Source organism: Staphylococcus pseudintermedius, assembly GCF_034042775.1.
Lineage (GTDB): Bacteria > Bacillota > Bacilli > Staphylococcales > Staphylococcaceae > Staphylococcus > Staphylococcus pseudintermedius.
The window spans coordinates 2263113-2287953 of sequence record NZ_CP120150.1; the positions used below are offsets into that span (position 1 = coordinate 2263113).

Here is a 24841-nt window from a genome sequence, read left to right on the forward strand (position 1 = left end):
ATGACCATCAGAAGATATTGCTTTCTACAATGTTTACAATTCTTCTGGCTGAATCAAACCCTCTGTGTGAACGGGTGGTTTGTTCTTCGGCTGAAATCCTCTGTTACTGACCATCCCTTGTAAGGGCACTGAGAAGAGCAGCCAACTGTACTACTTTCTCAGCACCCCTTAAAAGGGTTCTATTTTTTTCTCAACCTTTTGTTCTCTTCCCCTGTAAATGAATCTATATATTCCATCATTGTGCGTTTTTCTGCTACGATATCCTCTTGTAATTGATTTCGAATGTGTTCTTCTATTACCTTTTTATTTCTTACAACCGTATCTACATAAAATCCTTTGCACTAAAATTTTCTATCCCCATATCTATATTTCAAATGTACATGTCTATCAAAAATCATTAAACTACTTTTACCTTTTAAATATCCTACTAATTGAGAAACACTTAGTTTTGGTGGGATACTCACCAGCATGTGTATATGATCTTTACATGCTTCAGCTTCTATTATTTCTACACCTTTTCTTTCACATAGTTGTCTCAGAATTAAACCTATATCTCTTTTTAATTTCCCATATATTATTTGTCTTCTATATTTAAGTGCAAAAACTATGTGATACTTACAATTCTGTTATTAACAAAAACTAGAACAACAGCGAAGTGCATCATGTCCTAGTTTTTCATTTTCAACAACTTTTTATTGGAATGAGAAAAAATCTGCGCCTCTCTTTATATCCTTACCCGTATCTATCTTGTATGGTGTTGAAAACCTTTTATCAAAGCTGAACCCTATCAACTTATTCTTTATCTACGTCTCTTCGTTTATGCTTTATGACTTTCTTTTTCACGAATACCTTCAAGCATACGGACTGTCATTTTCTCCAAGTCATACTGTGGATTAAAGCCCCATTCGCCACGTGCACAACTCGTATCGATACTATCTGGCCAACTTTCCGCGATATCTTGACGGACTGGATCAACATCATACGTTAATTTAAAGTCTGGAATATGTGCTTGAATCGCTTCCTTAATCATTTCAGGTTCAAGACTCATCGCACTCAAGTTATAGGCATTGCGATGGATGAGTTTGCCACCATCTGCTTCCATTAATTGAATAATCGCATCAATCGCATCATCCATAAACATCATATCCATATACGTGTCTTTTTGAATATAGCTCGTATATTTACCTTCTCTCACGGCTTGGAAATAAATATCAACCGCATAATCCGTCGTGCCACCACCCGGCTCTTTAACGTATGAAATGAGCCCTGGGAATCGCACGCTACGAGTATCCACACCAAACTTAGTAAAGTAATAGTCACATAACAATTCTCCTGATACTTTGTTGACGCCGTACATTGTATTTGGACGTTGAATGGTCACTTGTGCTGTATTTTTCTTAGGTGTGTCTGGTCCAAACGCACCGATTGAACTTGGTGTAAAAAATTGTAAGTTGTATTCACGTGCTGCTTCTAATGCGTTCACTAAACCACCCATGTTTAAGTTCCATGCGAGTAACGGGTTTTGCTCACACGTCGCTGATAACAATGCCGCCATGTGCATCAACGTGTCTGGTTTAAATGATTCCACTAATTGAACCATTTTGTCTGCATCTGTGACATCAAGAATTTCAAATGGTCCCGCTGCCACAATAGAATTCGCTTCCGGTTCACGAATATCTGTCGCTAACACATTTTCATTGCCGTAGATTTCACGACATCTCGCAACCAATTCCGTTCCAATTTGCCCTAACGCACCGGTAATCATAATTCTTTTCATCATCTTCCATCTCCAATCTGTTTCTCTCATGTGGACATATGTATTCTATGTACAATCATTCCATGTCATATACACTCAGATTATATCACTTAAGCGCTTTCTTGTACACGTATCATATACATTAAAATACAGTAGAACCCGTAAAACTTCAAATAAAAATAAAAAGAGGCAGCCCACCCTCAGATGCACTCCCTCTACTTACTTATGCTATTCGATAATGCCGAGTTCTTTACCGACACGCGCATACACTTCTAATGCTTGATCTAACATTTCTGTTGTATGTGCAGCAGTTGGCATGTTACGTACACGACCCGTACCACGCGGAACTGTTGGGAACACAATCGATTTCACGTAAATGCCTTCTTCCATCAAACGTTTACTGAATTGTTGTGTTTTCTTTTCATCCCCAATAATCACAGGTGTAATCGGTGTTTCAGATTGACCTGTATCAAAGCCTAGGCGTGATAAGCCCTCTTTTAAGTAATTCGCATTTTCCCATAAACGGTCATGCAATTCTGTTGAAGCCATTAACTTTTTAACTGCTTCAGTAATCGCCTTTGTATCTCCAGGCGCTAATGAAGTTGAGAATAAGAATGGACGTGATTGCGCTTTTAACCAATCAATCAATTTTTGTGAACCCGCAACATAACCGCCAACAACACCAATCGCTTTTGATAATGTACCGATTTGGAAGTCGACTTTATCTTGCAAGCCAAAATGTTTCACCGTTCCTGCACCTTTACCCATCACACCTGAACCGTGTGCATCGTCTACATACACCATAATGCCATATTGTTCACAAATTTCGACGATTTCAGGTAATTTTGCAACGTCGCCGTCCATACTGAAGACACCGTCAGTAATGTACATCACTTTGTTGTATTGTCCCGATTCAACAGCTTCTTTCGCTTTTTGACGTAAATCATCCATATCTGAATGGTTCACACGAATAATTTTCGCTTTTGATAAACGACACCCATCAATAATTGATGCATGGTTCAATTCATCAGATAAGATCGCATCATTTTTATTCATCACGGCTGAAATAGCTGCCATGTTACAGTTAAAGCCTGATTGATATGCGACAGCTGCTTCTGTCCCTTTGAACTCCGCTAACGTTGATTCTAACTCATCATGTAAGTCTAATGTCCCGTTGATTGAACGTACCGCACCAGCACCGACACCATGTGAATCAATCGCGTTTTTAGCAGCAGTTTTTAAATCTTCATTTGTCGCTAAGCCTAAATAGTTGTTTGATGACAAATTGATATATTTCTTGCCGTTAATTTGAATTTCTGGCCCATTTGCACCTTCAACTGTATCAATTTCATTATACAGTCCATTTTCTTTTAAATGATTCAAATTTTCATCAAGAAAGTCGTTTAATTGTTGTACCACCTGAATTTCCCCTTTCACTTTTAAATCTCCTTAATCATAACGCATTTTGAACAAACTTAAAAGCAGGTGTATAATAAATGCCATAATCAAATTGAAGGAGAGAACAAGCGTGACGGATTGGTTCCAATTGGCTTATGACAAAGAACAGGAGATGGTTCAAACACGGCGCTATCTGCATCAAAATCCTGAATTGTCATTTCAAGAAACAAAAACACATGCCTATATTTTGCAACGACTTCAACAATTAAATTTTGAAATTGAGGAAAAAGTAGGACGCAACGGTATTATTGCACGAATCACAGGGGATGAATCAGGTTCAACAATTGCATTACGTGCGGATTTTGATGCACTCCCGATTGAAGATTTAAAAGAGGTGCCTTATCGTTCTCAAGTTCCAGGTGTCATGCATGCGTGTGGTCATGACGGCCATACGACGATTTTATTGACCGTCGCTGAATTACTACATGCGCATCAAACTCAATTAAAAGGAACAGTCGTCTTAATTTTTCAATATGGTGAAGAAGTGATGCCTGGCGGTGCGCAAGAAATGATTGCAGATAACGCCTTGATGGGTGTCGATAAAATATATGGCAATCATTTATGGAGCGGTTATCCGACTGGGACGATTCACACACGACCAGGTCCGATGATGGCACAACCTGACGAATTTAACATCACTATTCACGGTAAAGGCGGTCACGGGGCTAAACCACACGAAACGATTGATCCGATTGTCATCCTTGCAGAGTTTATTTTAAGCGCACAAAAAATCGTTTCTCGTACATTAGATCCTGTCAAACAAGCCGTAATTTCTTTCGGTAAAATTGAAGCCGGTGAAGCAGATAATGTGATTCCTGATACAGCGACTTGTCGTGGCACCGTGCGCACTTTCGAAACAGATGTCCAAGCCCATATTTATCACAAGATGGATTTGTTACTCCAAGGACTCGCGCTCGCTAACGACATCACTTATACATTTGACTACATTAAAGGCTATTTACCTGTTTACAACCACGAAGCATCAGCAGAAATCGTTAAAAATGCTGCTCATGCGTTGAACTTCCGATACCAAGAGTCCGATTTAATGATGGTTGGTGAAGACTTTTCATTTTATTTAAAAGCAAGACCTGGCGCATTTTTCTTAACTGGTTGTGGTAGCGCTCAAAAAGGCACGGATTGGCCACATCACAGTCCGCATTTTGATATTGACGAAGATGCGATGAAATACGCCGTGAGCACATTTATGAAGATTTTAGAACTTGAAGGGATATTCAAAGATGAACTGAAAAGAACATGACGAAGATAGGATACAAAAAGTTTTGATGCTATTGCTGCAATCATTTCGTTTAACTTTCCCTCTCTCTATGATTTATATTTTTGATTGCCTTCATGGCTTCGCGTTCCGAGGGGTTGGTCCTTCAACGCACTAACGCTTGATTAAACTGTTATATGGGTTGAGGTGTTATTGGATTTTGGGAGCAGTACAGAAATCTCATTTACATCAAATATTTCGTCGCACTGCCTCCGCATGGCTGATTCGACTTCTTAAAAGTGTAGACATTGAGAAGTCATACAGCTACTGCGATAAACAGTAACCACTATTAAAGAGAGGAGATAACTGTCAGCAGTTTGCATGCATTCCCTCAGGAGTCTTAGTGTACTGGGCAGTTTGATATCAAATACAGCGAAACTGAGCCCAAGTTTATCAAATCAAGAAAGCCATAGTATCAATTTTGTATCCCATTCGCACTCATTTTCCAACAGTTTTAAAATCATTAATAAATAATCAATCTATAATTCGTTGAAATGGGGCTGGGAAAACTTGATGTCCCAGCTCCGTTTCCTTTTCTCTATAAAATTTCACACTGAAAGGAATGTTACGATGGGAGATATACTCTATCAACATGGGACACTGGGTACACTCATGGCAGGATTATTAGAAGGCACTGCAACAATTCAAGACATCCTCAAACAAGGTGATGCGGGTTTAGGCACGTTAGCTGGATCGGATGGTGAAGTCATTTTTATAGACGGCCAAGCATTTCACGCCAATGCGCAAAACGAATTCACGCAACTCACTGGAGAAGAACTGACGCCTTTCGCGACGATCACACGATTCCGAGCACATCATACGTTTAAAACGACCAATCAATCCGCACAACATGCATTATCACAGGTCCGCACCAAAATGCGTAGTCAAAATGCCTTTTCAGCAGTCAAAATCACTGGAACATTTCAACATATGCATGTGAGAATGATGCCGGGACAGACCCCTCCATACCGTCGCTTAATTGAATCCGCTCAGCAACAACCCGAGTATACACGATCCAATATTTCAGGCACACTCATTGGCTTTTATACACCCGAACTGTTTCATGGCATTGGCGCTGGTGGCTTTCATATTCACTTTGCCGATGATGCACGAACATTCGGTGGACATGTATTAGATTTTCACATTGAAGCAGCTAACGTCGAAATTCAAGATTTTGAGACGCTGACACAACATTTTCCAGTCAATTATCGTTCTTTCACAGAGGCTGAAATTGATTATGAGGATATTAATGAAGAAATTAGAGAAGTTGAGTAAAGTTTTAAAGCAGTGTCTAAAAATGGACGCAAATATCCCCCTTTTCAACTTTACAGGCTATAAAAAAAGAGCTGGCCGAGGCCAACTCTTTTTTATCTATATTTGTGATAGATTATTGTTCGATGTTAGTTACAACGCCTGATCCTACAGTACGTCCACCTTCACGAATTGAGAAACGAGTACCGTCTTCGATAGCGATTGGAGAAATTAATTCAACTTCCATTTCAACGTTATCGCCAGGCATTACCATTTCAGTACCTTCTGGTAAGTTTACAACACCAGTTACGTCAGTAGTACGGAAATAGAATTGTGGGCGGTAGTTAGAGAAGAATGGTGTATGACGACCACCTTCGTCTTTTGATAATACGTAAACTTCCGCTTTAAATTTTGTGTGTGGTGTGATTGAACCAGGAGCAGCTAATACTTGACCACGGTTGATGTCTTCACGTGCAACACCACGTAATAAAGCACCAATGTTGTCACCAGCTTCAGCGTAGTCTAATAACTTACGGAACATTTCTACACCAGTAACAGTTGTTTTAGAAGATTCTTCAGTTAAACCGATGATTTCTACTTCGTCACCAACTTTGATTTGACCACGTTCAACACGACCAGTAGCAACTGTACCACGACCTGTGATTGAGAATACGTCCTCAACAGGCATCATGAATGGTTTGTCTGAGTCACGGTCTGGAGTTGGAATGTAAGTGTCTACAGCTTCCATTAATTCTAAGATTTTTTCTTCGTATTGTGCATCGCCTTCTAAAGCTTTTAATGCTGAACCAGCGATTACAGGTACGTCATCACCTGGGAAGTCGTATTCAGATAATAAGTCACGTACTTCCATTTCTACTAATTCTAATAATTCTTCGTCGTCTACCATGTCAACTTTGTTTAAGAATACAACTAATGCTGGTACACCAACGTTACGTGATAAAAGAATGTGCTCACGAGTTTGTGGCATTGGACCATCAGCAGCAGATACTACTAAGATACCACCGTCCATTTGAGCAGCACCAGTGATCATGTTTTTAACATAGTCAGCGTGTCCTGGGCAGTCAACGTGTGCATAGTGACGTTTGTCAGTTTGGTACTCGATGTGTGAAGTATTGATTGTGATACCACGTTCTTTTTCTTCTGGAGCGTTGTCAATCATGTCGTATGATTGTGCAACTGAGTCACCATGTTTTGCTAATACAGTTGCGATTGCAGCTGTTAAAGTTGTTTTACCATGGTCAACGTGACCGATAGTACCAATATTGGCATGTTCTTTTGAGCGATCGAATTTTTCTTTTGCCATTATGAAATCTCTCCTCTTTGATTAAGAATTATTATTTTAATATCTCTCATGAAAGTTACTCACCAACATGAGATAGATAATGTTATTTCCTTTATAAATCATTTCTTGGAAAAAATCAATTTAAAAACCAGTCGCTATTTGAGTTACCCTCAAGGGCGACGTGTCAAACTAAGATGATGAATTATTCACCTTTGTTCTTTTTAATGATCTCTTCAGAAATTGATTTAGGTACTTCTGCATAGTGATCGAAGTACATAGTGTAAGTACCACGACCTTGCGTGTTAGAACGTAATGAAGTTGCGTAACCGAACATTTCTGAAAGTGGTACATAAGCGTTAACAACTTGTGCGTTACCACGTGGTTCCATACCATCTACACGTCCACGACGAGCAGTAACGTCACCCATGATGTCACCCATGTATTCTTCAGGCATTTCGATAGTGACTTTCATCATCGGTTCTAAGATAACTGGATCACATTTTTTAGCAGCTTCTTTAAGTGCTAAAGATGCAGCAATTTTGAAGGCCATTTCAGATGAATCGACATCATGGTATGAACCATCAAATAATTTAGCTTTAACATCGATTAATGGATAACCAGCTAATACACCATTTTCCATTGCGTCTTTAAGACCTTGTTCAACTGATGGGATGTATTCACGAGGAACAACACCACCAACGATAGCGTTTTCGAATTCGAAACCTGCGCCTGTTTCATTTGGTGTGAATTCAATGTGAACGTCACCATATTGACCACGACCACCAGATTGACGAGAGAATTTACCTTGAACGGCTGCAGAAGATTTGAATGTTTCACGGTAAGATACCATTGGGGCACCCACGTTTGCTTCTACATTAAATTCTTTCTTCATACGGTCAACAATGATGTCAAGGTGAAGTTCACCCATACCACCAATGATAACTTGACCAGTTTCTTCATCTGTGTGCGCTTTGAAAGTAGGGTCTTCTTCTTGAAGTTTCACAAGCGCTTGAGTCATTTTATCTTGGTCTGCTTTTGATTTAGGTTCAACTGATAAGTGAATAACTGGCTCTGGGAATTCCATTGACTCAAGGATGATGTCATTTTTCTCTCCACAAAGTGTATCACCTGTACCAGTGTCTTTAAGACCTACAGCTGCTGCGATATCACCAGAATATACAGTGCTGATTTCTTCACGTGAGTTGGCGTGCATTTGTAAAATACGACCTACACGTTCACGTTTACCTTTAGTTGAGTTTTTAACGTATGAACCTGAAGTTAAAGTACCAGAGTAAACACGGAAGAAAGTTAATTTACCAACGTAAGGGTCAGTCATAACCTTAAATGCTAATGCAGCGAATTCTGCATCGTCGTCCGCTTTAGCGATAACTTCTTCATCAGGATCATCCGCACGATGACCAACGATTGGTTTAACGTCTAAAGGTGATGGAAGGTAGTCAATTACTGCGTCTAACATTAATTGAACACCTTTGTTTTTGAATGCTGTACCACAAAGTACTGGGTAGAACTCAACATCTGTTGTTGCTTGACGGATTGCGTCTTTAAGCTCATCAACAGTGATTTCTTGTTCTTCAAAGATTTTTTCCATTAAGCTTTCATTTGTTTCAGCAACAGCTTCAATCAATGCTTCACGTGCTTCTTCAGCGCGCTCACGATAGTCTTCAGGAATTTCAGTTTCTTCAATTTCAGTTCCTAAATCGTTCGTGTATTTGAAACATTTCATTGTTACTAAGTCAATGATAGCTGAGAATTCATCTTCAGCACCGATTGGTAATTGAATTGGTGCAGCATTGGCTTGTAAACGGTCATGTAAAGTGCTTACAGCGTAATCGAAGTTAGCACCGATTTTGTCCATTTTGTTTACAAATACGATACGAGGTACACCGTAAGTTGTTGCTTGACGCCAAACTGTTTCAGTTTGAGGTTCTACACCTGATTGCGCGTCAAGAACTGTTACCGCACCATCAAGTACACGCAATGAACGTTCAACTTCTACAGTGAAGTCTACGTGCCCAGGTGTGTCGATGATGTTTACACGGTGATTTTTCCATTCAGCAGTTGTAGCCGCTGAAGTGATCGTAATACCACGGTCTTGCTCTTGTTCCATCCAGTCCATTTGTGAAGCACCCTCATGTGTTTCACCAATTTTGTGGATACGTCCAGTGTAATAAAGAATACGTTCAGTCGTCGTCGTTTTACCAGCATCGATGTGCGCCATGATACCGATATTACGAGTGTTCTTTAAAGAAAAATCTCTTCCCATGGGTATTCTTTCTCCTTCCAGAATATAGGATTATATGATTAGATATAGCTTTACCCTAAGCATGTATAGAACTGTTCAATCAACGGCTAAAAAGCAGGTTGATGGCACTATACAGAAATTGCTCAGGGAATTCGCAAATATCTTACCAGCGGTAGTGAGCGAATGCTTTGTTCGCTTCAGCCATTTTGTGAGTGTCCTCACGTTTCTTAACTGCACCACCAGTGTTGTTAGCTGCGTCTAAGATTTCGTTAGCTAAACGCTCTTCCATAGTTTTTTCACCACGAAGACGCGCATAGTTTACTAACCAACGTAAACCTAAAGTAGTACGACGCTCTGGACGAACTTCTACAGGTACTTGGTAGTTTGAACCACCTACACGGCGAGCTTTAACTTCAAGTACTGGCATAATATTGTTGATTGCTTCATCGAAAACTTCCATTGCATCACGACCAGAACGTTCTTGAACTAAGTCGAATGCTGAGTAAAGAATACGTTGAGCAGTTCCACGCTTACCATCTAACATAATCTTGTTGATTAATTTTGTTACTAACTTAGAGTTGTGAATTGGATCTGGTAACACATCTCTTTTAGGTACTGATCCTTTACGAGGCATAATACAAGTCCTCCCTTCCTATTATAGTATATTTGATTTCTTTCATCATGATTAAATGAGATTTTTACAATCTTTTAATCTTATTTTTTAGGTTTTTTAGTACCGTATAATGAACGGCTTTGCATACGACCGTCAACACCTGACGTATCTAATGCACCACGAACGATATGGTAACGCACACCAGGTAAGTCTTTTACACGTCCACCACGTACAAGTACAACACTGTGTTCTTGTAAGTTGTGTCCGATACCAGGGATGTATGCGTTGATTTCGATGTTGTTTGATAAACGCACACGCGCATATTTACGTAACGCTGAGTTTGGTTTTTTAGGAGTCATTGTACCCACACGTGTACATACGCCACGTTTTTGTGGAGAATTCAATTTAGTGAATTGTTTCTTTTGACTGTTAAAACCTCTATTTAAAGCTGGTGAATCAGATTTTTTAGTTTTGCTTTGTCTTGGTTTACGTACTAATTGGTTAATAGTAGGCATTCAAGTTTCCTCCTCTCTTCATTTCTTAATCCCACACATCCAGGTGGTTCATTTTTGGGTTAAATAAAATTTAGTAAGCATCATACTTACTAATCTCACTTGAGCAAAGCAACGACTGTCGCCTTTACATTTATACCAACATATTCTCCAAGTGCTTGTCGACTTGAGAAGAATTCGATAGGTATCATATTTTGATTGGCAAAGCTTAACACGCGCGCGAGCAAATGCACATTCACATCTTCGCCGATAATCAGTTTGTTTACGCGTTGATTACGAAGCGCTTTTAACGTCTCCTTAAGACCAACCACGTAGGCTTGTTTGTCAAAGCGTGTGACTTTTTCATTAGACATTTACATATCCTCCAAAGTACTGCTTGCATCAACCTTTACTATATTATCATTTTAGCAAATCGTTCGTCAACAGTTATTCGAAAATATTCTGTGATTTTGTTGAAGATTTTCACAGTCAGTTCGAACAAGAAGTCACCGATATTGATGACTTCTGTTCAACTCACTGGAAATGAAAAGTTATTCCACAGTTACTTGATTTTCAAGACCTGGCTGTGTCACTTCATCCTTTTCAATATCAACTTTACTGTAACGTTTCATACCTGTACCTGCAGGGATTAACTTACCGATAATAACGTTCTCTTTAAGACCGAGAAGATCATCACGTTTACCTTTAATCGCTGCGTCAGTTAAGACACGTGTTGTTTCTTGGAATGATGCTGCAGATAAGAAGCTTTCTGTTTCAAGAGACGCTTTTGTAATACCAAGCAATACTGGTTTGGCAGTTGCTGGACGTTTACGCTCTTTAAACGCTTCACGGTTTGCATCTGTGAAGTTGTGGATGTCAACAAGTGAACCTGGTAATAATTTCGTGTCACCAGCTTCAATGATACGCACTTTACGTAACATTTGACGTACCATAACCTCAACGTGTTTGTCGTCGATTTCTACACCTTGCATACGGTAAACTTTTTGTACCTCTTTAAGTAAGTACTCTTCTGTTGCTGTTAAACCAGCGATAGACAGGAAGTTTTTCGGCTCGATTGAACCTTCCGTTAAGACTTCACCACGTGCAACTGATTGACCGATTTCGACTTTCAGACGTGATGTTCCTGATGCAAGGTAAGAACGTGTTTCGTTAGCACCTTTAACAACGATTTCTTGTTGTCTATCTTTACCTACTGTGATGTTATCAATGACACCTTCAATTTCAGTAATCACTGCTTGACCTTTAGGGTTACGTGCTTCGAAAATCTCTTGGATACGAGGTAAACCTTGCGTGATATCGCTTCCGGCTACCCCACCTGTATGGAACGTACGCATTGTTAACTGTGTACCTGGTTCACCGATTGATTGTGCAGCGATAGTTCCGACTGCTTCACCGACTTCTACTTTTTCACCAGTTGCTAAGTTTTTACCGTAACATTTTTCACATACACCGTGACGTGTGTTACATGTAAATGCAGAGCGGATGTACATTTCTTCAATACCTGCATCCGTAATCTCTTTCGCAATTTCAGGTGTAATCAATTCATCCGGACGAATGATGATTTCGTCTGTCTCTGGATGACGTACTGTTTCTTTAGAATAACGACCTTCAATACGTTCGATAAATGGTTCGATCATTTCTGTACCTTCTTTGATATCTGAAACGAGTAAACCACGATCCGTACCACAGTCTTCTTCACGTACGATAACGTCTTGAGCAACGTCAACGAGACGACGTGTTAAGTAACCTGAGTCGGCAGTCTTAAGTGCTGTATCGGCAAGACCTTTACGCGCACCGTGAGTAGAGATAAAGTACTCTAATACCGTTAAACCTTCACGGAATGATGATGTGATTGGAAGTTCGATAATTTTACCTGATGGCGCGGCCATTAAACCACGCATACCAGCAAGTTGCGTAAAGTTAGAGGCGTTACCACGGGCACCAGAGTCACTCATCATGAAGATTGGGTTCGTCTTATCAAGAGACTTCATCAATTTCGCTTGGATTCTATCTTTCGCATTTGTCCAAATTTCAATAACCGCATTGTAACGTTCTTCTTCTGTTAATAAACCACGGTTAAATTGTTTTTGGACGCGTTCAACTAATTTCTCAGACTCGTCTAAAATCTCTTGTTTATCAGGTAATACCACGATGTCAGCCACACCAACTGTAATACCTGCTTTTGAAGAATATTTGAAACCTAAGTCTTTCATTAAGTCAAGCATCATAGACGTATCTGTAATGCTGAAGCGATTGAACACTTCTGCGATAATGTTTCCTAAGAATTTTTTGTTGAATGGTGGCACAAGTTCAGTGTTTTCAAAGTACTCAGCTAAGCCACCTTCTCCAAGTTCAGATGCATCAACGAAATATTTATCAGGTGTACTCTTTTCTAAGTTCGTCGCTGTTGGTTCGTTAATGTATGCAAATGAATCTGGAATAATTTCGTTAAAGATCACTTTACCTACAGAAGTTGTTAAGATTTTGCGATTTTGCTCTTCGGTAAATGTTGGGTTGTTGAATGATGACGCTTGAACACCGATACGCGTATGCAAGTGAACGTGCCCATTCGCATAAGCTTTAATCACTTCATTTGTATCATTGAACATCATACCCGTATTGACTGCATCTTTACGCTCTAATGTTAAGTAGTAGTTACCTAAAACCATGTCCTGAGACGGTGTAACAACTGGTTTACCATCTTTAGGGTTCAAGATGTTTTGAGCGGCAAGCATTAACATACGTGCTTCAGCTTGTGCTTCTTTTGATAAAGGTACGTGAACCGCCATTTGGTCACCATCAAAGTCGGCGTTATAAGCTGTAGTTACAAGTGGGTGTAATCGGATCGCACGGCCTTCAACTAAAGTCGGCTCGAACGCTTGGATACCCAATCTGTGTAATGTTGGTGCACGGTTAAGTAATACTGGGTGTTCGATAATCACATCTTCTAATACATCCCAAACTTCATCTTCTGTACGCTCAATTTTACTTTTCGCGTTTTTGATGTTTGTCGCAATTTCACGTTGTACAAGTTCTTTCATGACAAACGGCTTGAACAATTCTAATGCCATTTCTTTTGGTAGACCACATTGATACATTTTCAAGTTTGGTCCTACCGCGATAACTGAACGACCAGAATAGTCTACACGTTTACCAAGTAAGTTTTGACGGAAACGACCTTGTTTACCTTTCAACATGTGTGAAAGTGATTTAAGCGGACGGTTACCCGGACCTGTTACCGGACGACCACGACGACCGTTATCGATTAATGCGTCAACAGCTTCTTGTAACATACGTTTTTCGTTTTGTACGATGATGCCAGGCGCACCCAAATCTAATAAACGTTTTAAACGATTGTTACGGTTGATGACACGACGATATAAATCATTTAAGTCACTTGTCGCAAAACGGCCACCATCAAGTTGTACCATTGGACGGATCTCAGGTGGAATAATTGGTAGTACATCTAAAATCATCCACGCTGGGTTGTTGCCAGAGTTACGGAATGATTCCACAACTTCTAAACGTTTAATGGCACGTGTTAAACGTTGACCAGTCGCAGATTCTAACTCATCACGAAGCATTTTCAACTCTTCATCTAAGTTGATTTCTTCTAATAAGTCTTTAATCCCTTCTGCACCCATTTTGGCAGTAAATTGACCAGGGAATTTGTCATAGTAATCACGGAATTCTGCTTCTGAAAGTAATGTTTTCTTCTCTAAACCTGTTGGGCCTGGATCAACCACAACGTATGAAGCAAAGTAAATCACTTCTTCTAATGCACGTGGTGACATGTCTAATAAGAGACCCATACGGCTTGGGATCCCTTTGAAGTACCAAATGTGAGACACAGGTGCTGCTAACTCAATGTGTCCCATACGTTCACGACGTACTTTTGATTTTGTAACTTCAACACCACAACGGTCACAAATCATACCTTTATAGCGTACACGTTTATATTTCCCACAACTACATTCCCAGTCTTTTGTTGGTCCGAAAATTCTTTCACAGAAAAGACCATCTTTTTCTGGTTTTAACGTACGGTAGTTAATTGTTTCTGGCTTTTTGACCTCACCATATGACCAAGAACGAATTTTTTCAGGTGAAGCGAGTCCTATTTTCATGTAATGGAATTTATTTACATCAATCAAGGAGCCTACCTCCTTTAGTTTAAATTAACTGTGCTAGTTGATTGATTTACAATTTATCTTAAAAATGTTGCAGTATCGGGCATGCATCGAAACCCAACCCCTCTCGTTGGATTCCGAGCACATTGCCGAAACGATTAATCGCACATCACACTTGTTGCATTCAAAGTGTGATGTTTGAATACAAACGCAAGCTTCATCAAGCGTTTCTATTCCGCTTAATCTATCTACAATTCATCATTGTTCGTTAAATTCTTTTTGTGATTCTGGAACACTTGACGGTTGCATGTTGACTTTGCGATCTGGAATATCATCATCGTCTAAGTCACGCATTTCAATTTCGTTATCTTGTTCGTCCATCACTTTAACGTCAAGACCTAAACTTTGTAATTCTTTCATCAATACACGGAATGATTCTGGAACACTTGGTCTTGAGATGTTTTCACCTTTAACGATAGCTTCGTAAGTTTTCACACGGCCTACTGTGTCGTCTGATTTGTATGTGAGAATTTCTTGTAATGTGTATGCCGCACCGTATGCTTCAAGTGCCCATACCTCCATCTCACCGAATCTTTGTCCACCGAATTGTGCTTTACCACCAAGCGGTTGTTGTGTAACAAGTGAGTAAGGTCCTGTAGAACGTGCGTGAAGCTTGTCATCAACCATGTGTGCAAGTTTCAACATGTACATCACACCTACAGAGATACGGTTGTCGAATGGTTCACCTGTACGTCCATCGTAAAGAACAGTTTTACCATCACGTGCCATACCTGCTTCTTCAATTGTAGACCATACGTCATCATCGTTCGCACCATCGAATACTGGTGATGCAACATGGATTCCTAAGTTTTTAGCCGCCATACCTAAGTGAAGCTCTAAAACTTGTCCGATGTTCATACGAGATGGTACACCGAGTGGGTTCAACATGATATCGATTGGACGACCGTCTGGTAAGTACGGCATGTCTTCTTCAGGAACAATTTTAGAGATGACACCTTTGTTACCGTGACGACCACACATTTTGTCCCCTACATGAATTTTACGTTTTTGAACAATGTACACACGTACGAGTTGGTTGACACCTGGTGAAAGTGAATCATCGCCTTCTTCACGATTGAACACTTTAACATCAAGTACAATACCGCCAGCGCCATGAGGTACACGTAATGATGTATCACGAACTTCACGTGCTTTTTCACCAAAGATGGCATGTAATAAACGTTCTTCAGCAGTTAATTCCGTTACACCTTTAGGCGTTACTTTACCTACTAAAATGTCGCCGTCTTTAACTTCTGCACCAACGTAAACGATACCTCGATCATCTAAGTTTTTCAGTGCATTTTCAGATACGTTTGGAATATCACGCGTAATTTCTTCAGGTCCAAGTTTAGTGTCACGTGCTTCAGATTCATACTCTTCAATATGAATAGACGTATACACATCGTCTTTAACTAAACGTTCGCTCATGATAACGGCATCCTCGTAGTTGTAACCGTCCCAAGTCATGAAACCAACGACAACGTTACGACCTAATGCCATTTCACCAAGTTCCATTGAAGGACCATCAGCAAGGATTTCACCTTTTTCTACAATGTCACCTTTTGCAATGATTGGACGTTGGTTATAACATGTACCAGAGTTTGAACGTTTGAATTTCGCTAATGGATAACGATCTAACGTACCATCGACTTCTTGACCGTTTTCTTCAACTAAACGACGTACTAAAATTTCGCTTGATTGCACATGTTCAACACGACCGCGATATTTAGAAATCACAGCAGCGCCTGAGTCACGTGCAGCAACGTGTTCCATACCTGTTCCTACAAATGGAGATTCAGGGTTTAACAATGGTACCGCTTGACGTTGCATGTTCGCACCCATTAACGCACGGTTAGAGTCATCGTTTTCTAAGAATGGGATACACGCTGTCGCAGCAGATACAACTTGCTTCGGTGATACGTCCATGTAGTCCATTTTTTCTTTAGCCATTGTTGTGTTGTTACCACGGAAGCGACACACAATTTCATCATCAATAAAGCGACCGTTTTCATCAAGACGTGAGTTCGCTTGTGCGACAACGTAACTGTCTTCTTCATCAGCAGTTAAGTAGTCGATTTGGTCAGTGATCGTGTTTGTTTCGATATCGACTTTACGATATGGTGTTTCGATAAAGCCAAATTCGTTCACACGTGCATAACTTGATAATGAGTTGATTAAACCAATGTTTGGACCCTCAGGTGTTTCGATTGGACACATACGACCATAGTGAGAGTAGTGGACGTCACGTACTTCCATTTGTGCACGTTCACGCGTCAAACCACCAGGTCCTAATGCTGATAGACGACGTTTGTGTGTCAACTCAGCAAGTGGGTTCGCTTGGTCCATGAATTGAGATAATTGAGAGCTACCAAAGAACTCTTTAATTGACGCAATTACTGGGCGAATATTAATTAATTGTTGCGGTGTGATAGAATCTGTATCTTGGATTGACATTCTTTCACGTACCACACGTTCCATTCTTGATAAACCGATACGGAATTGGTTTTGTAACAACTCACCTACTGAACGTAGACGACGGTTACCAAGGTGGTCGATATCGTCTGTGTAACCAATACCATGTAATAAGTTGAAGAAGTATGACATAGATGCCACAATATCAGCCGGTGTAATACATTTTACTTCTGAATCTGGGAATGCATTACCGATAACTGTTGTTGTACGTTCTTCATCATCATTTGGTACATAAACTTTAATAGACTGAATTTCTACAGGCTCATCAATGATACTATTTAGAAGCTCATAGACTTGTGCATTCGCGTTTGTTTCAAGAACGTCCATAATTTCATCTAATTTACGACGATCTAAAACAGTGCCCTCTTCGGCAACAATTTCACCTGTTTCTGTATTAACGATAGGTTCAGCTAATTTTTGATTGAATAGGCGGTGTTTTAAATGTAATTTTTTGTTTGCTTTATAACGTCCAACGCTTGCTAAATCATAACGTTTAGGGTCAAAGAAACGTGAATATAATAAGCTTTTTGCGTTTTCTACAGTTGGTGGTTCACCCGGACGTAAACGTTCATAAATTTCAAGTAACGCTTGTTCTGTATTTTCTGTGCTATCTTTTTCTAATGTATTACGTAAATATTCGTTATCCCCAATTAATTCAATGATTTCTTGGTCTGTTGAATAACCTAACGCACGTAATAATACTGTTAATGGTAACTTTCTCGTTCTGTCGATACGCACATAAACGACATCTTTTGCATCTGTTTCGTATTCCAACCAAGCACCACGGTTAGGAATCACTGTCGCATCATAATTCACGCGTCCATTTTTATCTAACTTTTCATTGAAGTATACAGATGGTGAACGAACTAATTGTGATACGATAACACGTTCTGCCCCGTTAATCACAAAAGTACCCGTTTCTGTCATCAATGGGAAATCACCCATAAATACTTCTTGATCTTTCACTTCGCCTGTTTCTTTAATGATTAAACGAACTTTCACACGTAATGGCGCCGCATAAGTAGCATCACGGTTTTTTGATTCTTCTAAATCATACTTCGGTTCACCTAATCTATAATCAACAAATTCTAATGAAAGATTACCCGTGAAGTCTTCAATAGGAGAAATATCACGGAACATTTCTAATAAACCTTCTTTTAAGAACCAATCATACGATTTTGTTTGAATTTCAATTAAGTTTGGTAACTCTAAAACTTCCGAAATTCTTGCGTAGTTTCTACGTTTACGATGTCTTCCATATTGGACAAATTGACCTGCCAAACAGATTCACCCCTCAAAAATTGTGCGAACACTTTTCAGCCCTCATCATGTAACAAGACAAAAAGAAAACGGTAGCACATAAAACGATGACACCATTTTCTATTCTATAAGTCTTATTTTGAAATGTTACAATGAAACTTTAACCGTAAAAGTACACACTTATTGAACATAATTATTTCATCTTACGACTATACCATAAACAAGCATTAAAATCAAGATTTAACGCTTTTTAAAATATGATAGCCCTTACTATTTTTAATTGATTCGACATTGCCAAAAACAACTTCCATTTTTTTCTTCGCGGATGGCATGCCTTGTTTCTTTTGAATCACGACGTACAATTCACCATTTGCTTCAAGAACACGATGCGCATCAACGAAAATTTGATGGACCACTTGCTTCCCTGCACGAATAGGCGGGTTTGTGACAACATAATGCTGTGTCTCGTTAGCAACCTGTGATAAGCCATCACTTTCTTGGATTGTCACATTCGATAGTTGGTTGCGCTGTGCATTTTTCTCTGCCAAACCTAATGCACGATGATTGACGTCTAACATGGTAATATGATCGTGTGGCGCGACTTTAGCGAGCATTAATCCGATAGGTCCATAACCACACCCTACATCCACTATCGTCTTCTTTTGACCTGGAGGATGTGCATTCAAAAATGTGTGAACGAGCAGATCAGAGCCAAAGTCGACTTGATCTCGAGAAAAAACGCCTGCATCTGTAGTGAGATGGAGTTGATGTTGTTGATATGCGTATGTAATTTCTTTTTCGTCTGTTGCTGCATCGGGATGCGCATCATAGTAATGACTCATAGGCGTTGCACCTCTTTATTGTTTAATATTCAAAAACCCGCTATTACGTAATAGCGGGTTTTTCACTTATCAATGAATTATTTTAATTCTACTGAAGCGCCAACTTCTTCTAATTGAGCTTTAAGTTTTTCAGCTTCTTCTTTAGGCATAGCTTCTTTGATGATGCTTGGAGCACCGTCAACTAATTCTTTAGCGTCTTTTAAGCCTAAACCAGTTGCTTCTTTAACTGCTTTAACAACTTTGATTTTTGATGATCCAGCTGAAGTTAATTCAACGTCGAATTCAGTTTTTTCTGCTGCTGCGTCTCCGCCTGCTGCACCTGCTACTGCAACTGGTGCTGCTGCAGTTACACCAAATTCTTCTTCAATTGCTTTTACTAAGTCGTTTAATTCTAAAACTGACATTTCTTTAATTGCTTCAATGATTTGCTCTTGATTAGCCATGTTTATTTTCCTCCAATTGATTAATTTTTTAATTGATTAATTATTCTGCGTTCTCTTCTTTGCTTTCTCCAACAGCTTTAACCGCATAAGCGAAGTTGCGCATTGGTGCTTGTAATACAGAAAGAAGCATAGATACAAGACCTTCGTGTGATGGTAATGAACCAACAGTTTTCACTTCGTCAGCAGTGATGACACTACCTTCCATGATACCTGATTTGATTTCTAAAGCTTCGTGTTCTTTAGCGAATCCAGCGATAACTTTAGCTGGTGCAACCACATCTTCAGTTGTGAATGCGACTGCTGTAGGACCAGTTAAGAACTCGTCTAAGCCTTCAATACCAGCTTTTTCAGCTGCACGACGTAACATTGTGTTTTTGTACACTTTGTACTGAACATTTGCTTCACGTAATTGCTTACGTAATTCTGTTACTTCTGCTACTGTTAAACCACGGTAGTCAACAACTACTGTAGAAACAGAACCTTTAAGTTGATCAGCAATCACATCAACTTGTTGTTTTTTCGCTTCAATGATTCCAGACATTTTGACACCTCCATAGATAAGTTTTGGGTGCTTTTATAATTAAGTGGACACTTAAATTAAAAAAACACTTTTTACCCACGGCAAAAAGTGCTTGAATGCGTTAACGTTCAAGTCCATTTTAGCCTCGGTAGGATGTTGTTTTAAGTTCTTTATGAACTCCTACTGTCTTAGGTAAAATATTCAACAGAATTTAATATAAAGGTTTTCGCGTCATTCGTCAACCTTTTTTATATTTTATGATGCACTTAATGATTAAACTAAGTGTCAATCATTAAGTGCGCATTGAATTATAGTTTGAAAGTTGCAGTATCTACTTTGATACCAGGACCCATTGTAGTTGTCACTGCAACAGATTTGAAGTAAGTACCTTTAGCTGAAGATGGTTTTGCTTTTGTTAACACATCTTGTAAAGTTTTGAAGTTTTCAACTAATTTTTCAGTTTCAAATGAAACTTTACCGATAGAAGCGTGAACGATACCTGCTTTTTCAGCACGGTATTCAACTTTACCAGCTTTGATTTCTTCAACAGCTTTTTTAACGTCCATTGTTACTGTACCAGTTTTAGGGTTTGGCATTAAACCTTTAGGTCCTAATACACGACCTAATTTACCAACTTCACCCATCATGTCTGGTGTTGCAACAACAACATCAAAGTCGAACCAACCTTGTTGGATTTTGTTTACGTATTCAGCATCGCCTACATAGTCAGCACCTGCTGCTTCTGCTTCAGCAATTTTATCACCTTTAGCGAATACTAATACACGTTGTGATTTACCAGTTCCGTGTGGTAATACTACTGCACCACGGATTTGTTGATCGTTTTTACGTGTATCGATACCTAAACGGAATGCAACTTCTACTGATGCATCGAAGTTAGCGATAGACGTTTCTTGAGCTAAACGAATTGCTTCTTCTACAGTGTAAAGTGCTTGGCGATCAACTTTATTTAAAGCTTCTTGATACTTTTTACCTTTTTTAGCCATTTTTTGTCCTCCTTTAGTGGTTTTATCGGAATGTCCTCCCACGTTAACTTGCCTTAATAGCAAGTTGAGCGCAGATAGCCCTTTGCGTCAATACGCACAGAATGATGAAATATGTCATTAATCATAGGCCTACCTGCGTTCGTTTTCGAAAATTTATCGTATCATTTTGTTAATTGTCAATATGTTGATTATTACTCAACAACAATACCCATACTACGTGCAGTACCTTCAACGATACGCATAGCTGCTTCTTCGTCAGCAGCGTTTAAGTCAGGCATTTTAGTGTTAGCAATTTCACGTACTTGATCTTTAGTTACAGTTGCAACTTTGTTTTTGTTTGGTTCACCAGAACCTTTTTCAATACCTGCTGCTTTTTTAAGTAAAACTGCTGCAGGTGGTGTTTTTGTAATGAATGTAAATGAACGGTCTTCATATACATAAATTTCAACTGGAATAATTAAACCCACTTGTTCTTGTGTACGTGCGTTAAATTCCTTTGTGAAAGCCATAATGTTCACACCGGCTTGACCTAATGCAGGACCAACTGGTGGTGCTGGGTTTGCTTTACCTGCTGGAATTTGTAACTTAACTACTTTTTCTACTTTTTTAGCCACGATGTGCACCTCCTTGATATCGTGATGTGGTCACAGGGCTCATTTTTGCCCTCCCACTCTTAACATTTCGTGACGAAATGTAGCGCTATGAATGCGCGACCTCGTTATTATAACATTTGCGTTAACTTAATACAACACATTTTTTGTAACATATTATACTACAATTAAAGTTTTTCGATTTGATCGAATTCAACTTCTACAGGTGTCTCTCTTCCGAACATGTCTACGAGAACCGTCAATTTAAACTTGTCCGCTTCAATTTCGTGTATTTCACCGACTTGACTTGCGAACGGTCCAGAAGTAATGCGCACTTGTTCACCTAACTCAACTTCGACATCGATAGATTTTTCGTTCATTCCCATTTGTTTCAGGATGAAACGGACTTCATCTGGTAACAATGGATTCGGTTTTGACCCTGCACCTGCTGATCCTACGAAACCTGTCACACCAGGTGTATTTCTAACGACGTACCAAGATTCGTCAGTCATCACAAGTTCAACTAAAACATAACCCGGAAATGTTTTCTTCATTTGTTTTTTCGCTTTACCATCTTTAACTTGTGTTTCTTCCTCTTCTGGAATGACGACTCTAAAGATTTGCTCTGTCATATTCATTGATTCGACACGTTTTTCTAAATTCTTTTTAACTTTGTTTTCGTAACCAGAGTAGGTATGTACTGCATACCAACGTTTTGCACCTAGCTCTTCAGACATGCTGACAACTCCTCGTTCCTATTTTATCATTTCAATTAACTGACCAATTCCGATATCTAAACCCCAGAAAAACAACAAGAAGAACAATACAGTCATAACTACAATTGTTGTATACTTAACAAGCTCGGGCCCTGTTGGCCAACTTGTTTTTTCCATTTCGGATTTAACGCCTTGGAAGAAACTTTCTTTTTTCGGCATAATTAATTCCCCTCCAATTATTTGGATTCTTTATGAAGTGTATGCGTATTACATTTCACACAAAACTTTTTCAGTATTAATCGCTCCGTCACGTTCGGTGATTTCGGTACGTGATAGTTTCGGTTGCCACATTTCTCGCAATTTAACGGCACTTTTTTCAACATTTCTCACCTTGCTTCTATAATACCAGTTTACTATACATAAGTTTACATTCAATTGTCAAACCACTTTCTTATGTGAGGAGACTTTTCAATTTTTGACGAATTCGATACAGCGCATTATAAACTTTCTTATCTGAAACATTCAGTTCACGTGCAATTTCTGCAGGCCGCCATTCTGCAATAAGGTAATCTAGCACGCGCATTTCAAATGCACTCAACTGTTGAAGTGTCTGTTGTAACGTGTCTTGAATATAATGAAGATATTCGTGACTATGGCGTTGCTGCTCGGCCAACTGTGTTCGATAACTGATTGCATAGCCATCGACGTAATCTTCAAAAATGCGCTGATGGGTCAGTTTCTTACGTCGATAGTCAAGTTTACGCCGATAAATGGTCCGCTTAATGTAATGTTCGAATGGAACACCAAAATAAAACTGCTCGCTTTGTATTTTTTGATAAATTGCGAGAACAACGTCTTGTACTAAATCATCACAATCTGCTTGGGCTACACTAAAATCACCAAAACTTTTTCGCGCGATACGCTCAATATGGTGAACCAACTTTTCAATTGCTTCGGGTTGTTGCTGTTGCGCACGTTGTATGGTTTCTGAAACAATATCGTTTGGATTAGGGATTTGTGCCATGAAACTTTTCCTCACCTTCGACCAATGATGTCTTATCATATCTGTCAAAGGTGTCTCTCTACAACTTGCAAAACGATTAATCTCGAGACTTGCCCCGTCTTATTTTTTCAAATTCAGATAACAACTCTTCTGATAGCTGAATACGTGTACGCGGCTTCATTTCACCAAATTCGTCCATCGATTTGGTCACACTCTCTTTGTTCTCTTTTAAATGGCGCCACATTTCTCTTGAGGATAAACGATAAGCACCTGTTCCAAAAATGGCATGTTGTTCACTCATATCACTCGTCACTACCGTAATATGGGTCGTATGCTTATTATAAATATTATAGACATAGCGTTCGATAAAACTATCTGCTGTTTCGTGCTCTTTTGTAAATACGACATGCACCCCGTGATACTCATATTCAGACTGTGGTGTGCCACGATCATAAGCATCAAACACACACACAATTTTACCTTTTGTCACTGCACTATAGTTGGAAATTTCGATGAGCAATTGTTCTCTCGCTTCTTCTAAACTTTCTTTAGCGACACGACTCAATTTTTGGGACTGACCAATCATGTTATAACCATCTATGATTACGTAATAGTCCTTCATCATTTACTTGTCACCGCCGATAGGTTGACGTTTACGAAACACTTCATACATCATCAAACTCGCTGCGACCGATGCATTTAAACTGTTCACATGGCCAACCATTGGAATTTTAATGTAAAAGTCACATTTCTCTTTCACACGACGACTCATCCCTTGACCTTCACTGCCGATGACAATCGCTAAAGGCATATCGGCTTGCATTTGACGATAATCTGTCGCATTGCTCGCTTCTGCACCTGCAATCCAATACCCTTTGTCTTTCAACACATCCATCGTTTGCGACAAGTTTGTCACACGAATCACAGGCACATGCTGAATTGCACCTGTTGACGCTTTCGCTACTGTTTGCGTCAAGCTAACCGAACGACGTTTAGGAATAATAATCCCATCCACACCTGTCGCATCAGCCGTTCGTAAAATAGAACCTAAGTTGTGTGGATCTTCTAACCCATCTAAAATCAACACGGTGGACAAGCCTTCTTTTTGCGCTTGTTCTGCTAAAAATTGATTCAAGTCTGCATATTCATATGGTGCAACGAATGCCGCAACACCTTGATGGGGTGCATTCGCAAGTTGATCTAATTTTGATTTTGGGACCGTTTGGACAACGAGTTTTGATGATTTCGCAACTTTTAAAATTTCTTCAATTTGTTGCTTCTTAATCCCTTCTTGAATTAAGATTTTATTAATCGTATGTCCTGATATGACTGCTTCTCTCACTGCATGACGCCCCACAATAATTTCCGAGTCCAT

The 24841-nt window shown here is 39.4% G+C and carries 22 protein-coding genes, 1 pseudogene and 1 other annotated feature; of the genes and pseudogenes, 2 read left to right on the forward strand and 21 right to left on the reverse strand.

All coding sequences use genetic code 11. The features are described 5' to 3' along the window. Window positions 1-179 precede the first annotated feature (179 nt). From tnpA to P3U61_RS10760, 3 genes and pseudogenes are all read right to left on the reverse strand, one after another. Window positions 180-608, reverse strand: a pseudogene (tnpA, locus tag P3U61_RS10750) (IS200/IS605 family transposase). 209 nt (window positions 609-817) lie between these two features. Next, complete coding sequence (locus P3U61_RS10755) at window positions 818-1777, reverse strand: NAD-dependent epimerase/dehydratase family protein (protein WP_014614740.1); 960 nt, start codon at window positions 1775-1777, stop codon at window positions 818-820. A gap of 207 nt (window positions 1778-1984) precedes the next feature. Beyond that, window positions 1985-3175: a glycine C-acetyltransferase gene (locus tag P3U61_RS10760; RefSeq protein ID WP_031253851.1), complete on the reverse strand. Its 1191-nt coding sequence runs from the start codon at window positions 3173-3175 to the stop codon at window positions 1985-1987. A 109-nt stretch (window positions 3176-3284) separates the two neighbouring features. On the opposite strand from P3U61_RS10760, the gene P3U61_RS10765 reads away from it, so the two are divergent. Both P3U61_RS10765 and budA read left to right on the forward strand, forming a co-directional pair. After that, entirely contained in the window at window positions 3285-4472 is a 1188-nt protein-coding gene (locus P3U61_RS10765) for an amidohydrolase (RefSeq protein ID WP_014614742.1), read from the forward strand. Between the two features lie 585 nt (window positions 4473-5057). After that, complete coding sequence (budA, locus tag P3U61_RS10770) at window positions 5058-5762, forward strand: acetolactate decarboxylase (protein WP_037543937.1); 705 nt, start codon at window positions 5058-5060, stop codon at window positions 5760-5762. A gap of 112 nt (window positions 5763-5874) precedes the next feature. Here budA and tuf read toward each other — a convergent pair whose 3' ends face one another. The 18 genes from tuf to rlmB all read right to left on the reverse strand — a co-directional run bounded on the left by tuf (window position 5875) and on the right by rlmB (window position 24841). Continuing rightward, on the reverse strand, window positions 5875-7062 hold the full coding sequence (tuf, locus tag P3U61_RS10775; RefSeq protein WP_014614744.1) for an elongation factor Tu: 1188 nt from the start codon (window positions 7060-7062) through the stop codon (window positions 5875-5877). 181 nt (window positions 7063-7243) lie between these two features. Beyond that, window positions 7244-9325 (reverse strand): elongation factor G, encoded by a 2082-nt coding sequence (fusA, locus tag P3U61_RS10780; RefSeq protein WP_014614745.1) that lies wholly within the window; start codon window positions 9323-9325, stop codon window positions 7244-7246. A 142-nt stretch (window positions 9326-9467) separates the two neighbouring features. Beyond that, window positions 9468-9938, reverse strand: coding sequence for a 30S ribosomal protein S7 (rpsG, locus tag P3U61_RS10785; protein WP_014614746.1), 471 nt, complete (start codon window positions 9936-9938; stop codon window positions 9468-9470). A gap of 80 nt (window positions 9939-10018) precedes the next feature. Then, complete coding sequence (gene rpsL / locus P3U61_RS10790; RefSeq protein WP_014614747.1) at window positions 10019-10432, reverse strand: 30S ribosomal protein S12; 414 nt, start codon at window positions 10430-10432, stop codon at window positions 10019-10021. 95 nt (window positions 10433-10527) lie between these two features. Next, window positions 10528-10782: a ribosomal L7Ae/L30e/S12e/Gadd45 family protein gene (locus P3U61_RS10795; protein WP_014614748.1), complete on the reverse strand. Its 255-nt coding sequence runs from the start codon at window positions 10780-10782 to the stop codon at window positions 10528-10530. Between the two features lie 177 nt (window positions 10783-10959). Then, window positions 10960-14553: a DNA-directed RNA polymerase subunit beta' gene (rpoC, locus tag P3U61_RS10800; protein WP_225549905.1), complete on the reverse strand. Its 3594-nt coding sequence runs from the start codon at window positions 14551-14553 to the stop codon at window positions 10960-10962. A 261-nt stretch (window positions 14554-14814) separates the two neighbouring features. Next, window positions 14815-18369 carry a DNA-directed RNA polymerase subunit beta gene (gene rpoB / locus P3U61_RS10805; RefSeq protein ID WP_323695698.1) on the reverse strand — a complete coding sequence of 1185 codons (3555 nt, stop codon included), beginning with the start codon at window positions 18367-18369 and terminating at the stop codon, window positions 14815-14817. 212 nt (window positions 18370-18581) lie between these two features. Next, the gene (locus P3U61_RS10810; protein ID WP_014614751.1) at window positions 18582-19190 is read right to left on the reverse strand and encodes a class I SAM-dependent methyltransferase; all 609 of its coding nucleotides are present in this window, start codon (window positions 19188-19190) and stop codon (window positions 18582-18584) included. Between the two features lie 77 nt (window positions 19191-19267). Further along, the gene (gene rplL / locus P3U61_RS10815; RefSeq protein ID WP_014614752.1) at window positions 19268-19633 is read right to left on the reverse strand and encodes a 50S ribosomal protein L7/L12; all 366 of its coding nucleotides are present in this window, start codon (window positions 19631-19633) and stop codon (window positions 19268-19270) included. Between the two features lie 40 nt (window positions 19634-19673). Further along, the gene (rplJ, locus tag P3U61_RS10820; protein WP_014614753.1) at window positions 19674-20174 is read right to left on the reverse strand and encodes a 50S ribosomal protein L10; all 501 of its coding nucleotides are present in this window, start codon (window positions 20172-20174) and stop codon (window positions 19674-19676) included. Window positions 20175-20223: 49 nt separating this feature from the next. Beyond that, window positions 20224-20364, reverse strand: a sequence feature (ribosomal protein L10 leader region). Between the two features lie 97 nt (window positions 20365-20461). Further along, window positions 20462-21157, reverse strand: coding sequence for a 50S ribosomal protein L1 (gene rplA, locus P3U61_RS10825; protein WP_014614754.1), 696 nt, complete (start codon window positions 21155-21157; stop codon window positions 20462-20464). A gap of 191 nt (window positions 21158-21348) precedes the next feature. Next, window positions 21349-21771 carry a 50S ribosomal protein L11 gene (gene rplK / locus P3U61_RS10830; RefSeq protein ID WP_014614755.1) on the reverse strand — a complete coding sequence of 141 codons (423 nt, stop codon included), beginning with the start codon at window positions 21769-21771 and terminating at the stop codon, window positions 21349-21351. A gap of 164 nt (window positions 21772-21935) precedes the next feature. Continuing rightward, entirely contained in the window at window positions 21936-22484 is a 549-nt protein-coding gene (gene nusG / locus P3U61_RS10835; RefSeq protein WP_014614756.1) for a transcription termination/antitermination protein NusG, read from the reverse strand. Window positions 22485-22502: 18 nt separating this feature from the next. After that, complete coding sequence (secE, locus tag P3U61_RS10840; RefSeq protein WP_014614757.1) at window positions 22503-22682, reverse strand: preprotein translocase subunit SecE; 180 nt, start codon at window positions 22680-22682, stop codon at window positions 22503-22505. Window positions 22683-22699: 17 nt separating this feature from the next. Beyond that, window positions 22700-22843, reverse strand: a complete 144-nt coding sequence (gene rpmG / locus P3U61_RS10845) for a 50S ribosomal protein L33 (RefSeq protein WP_075773636.1) — start codon at window positions 22841-22843, stop codon at window positions 22700-22702. A gap of 71 nt (window positions 22844-22914) precedes the next feature. Beyond that, complete coding sequence (locus tag P3U61_RS10850; RefSeq protein ID WP_063278648.1) at window positions 22915-23487, reverse strand: RNA polymerase sigma factor; 573 nt, start codon at window positions 23485-23487, stop codon at window positions 22915-22917. A gap of 76 nt (window positions 23488-23563) precedes the next feature. Next, window positions 23564-24088, reverse strand: a complete 525-nt coding sequence (locus P3U61_RS10855; RefSeq protein ID WP_031253855.1) for an NYN domain-containing protein — start codon at window positions 24086-24088, stop codon at window positions 23564-23566. Window positions 24089-24091: 3 nt separating this feature from the next. Next, window positions 24092-24841, reverse strand: a complete 750-nt coding sequence (gene rlmB, locus P3U61_RS10860; protein ID WP_014614761.1) for a 23S rRNA (guanosine(2251)-2'-O)-methyltransferase RlmB — start codon at window positions 24839-24841, stop codon at window positions 24092-24094.

Coding starts and splice junctions, on each gene's coding strand:
- P3U61_RS10755 (WP_014614740.1), bottom strand. CDS start 1,777: ATGAAAAGAATTATGATTACCGGTGCGTTAGGGCAAATTGGAACGGAA.
- budA (WP_037543937.1), top strand. CDS start 5,058: ATGGGAGATATACTCTATCAACATGGGACACTGGGTACACTCATGGCA.
- tuf (WP_014614744.1), bottom strand. CDS start 7,062: ATGGCAAAAGAAAAATTCGATCGCTCAAAAGAACATGCCAATATTGGT.
- fusA (WP_014614745.1), bottom strand. CDS start 9,325: ATGGGAAGAGATTTTTCTTTAAAGAACACTCGTAATATCGGTATCATG.
- rpsG (WP_014614746.1), bottom strand. CDS start 9,938: ATGCCTCGTAAAGGATCAGTACCTAAAAGAGATGTGTTACCAGATCCA.
- rpsL (WP_014614747.1), bottom strand. CDS start 10,432: ATGCCTACTATTAACCAATTAGTACGTAAACCAAGACAAAGCAAAACT.
- P3U61_RS10795 (WP_014614748.1), bottom strand. CDS start 10,782: ATGTCTAATGAAAAAGTCACACGCTTTGACAAACAAGCCTACGTGGTT.
- rpoC (WP_225549905.1), bottom strand. CDS start 14,553: ATGAAAATAGGACTCGCTTCACCTGAAAAAATTCGTTCTTGGTCATAT.
- P3U61_RS10810 (WP_014614751.1), bottom strand. CDS start 19,190: ATGAGTCATTACTATGATGCGCATCCCGATGCAGCAACAGACGAAAAA.
- rplL (WP_014614752.1), bottom strand. CDS start 19,633: ATGGCTAATCAAGAGCAAATCATTGAAGCAATTAAAGAAATGTCAGTT.
- rplJ (WP_014614753.1), bottom strand. CDS start 20,174: ATGTCTGGAATCATTGAAGCGAAAAAACAACAAGTTGATGTGATTGCT.
- rplA (WP_014614754.1), bottom strand. CDS start 21,157: ATGGCTAAAAAAGGTAAAAAGTATCAAGAAGCTTTAAATAAAGTTGAT.
- nusG (WP_014614756.1), bottom strand. CDS start 22,484: ATGTCTGAAGAGCTAGGTGCAAAACGTTGGTATGCAGTACATACCTAC.
- secE (WP_014614757.1), bottom strand. CDS start 22,682: ATGCCGAAAAAAGAAAGTTTCTTCCAAGGCGTTAAATCCGAAATGGAA.
- P3U61_RS10850 (WP_063278648.1), bottom strand. CDS start 23,487: ATGGCACAAATCCCTAATCCAAACGATATTGTTTCAGAAACCATACAA.
- P3U61_RS10855 (WP_031253855.1), bottom strand. CDS start 24,088: ATGAAGGACTATTACGTAATCATAGATGGTTATAACATGATTGGTCAG.
- rlmB (WP_014614761.1), bottom strand. CDS start 24,841: ATGGACTCGGAAATTATTGTGGGGCGTCATGCAGTGAGAGAAGCAGTC.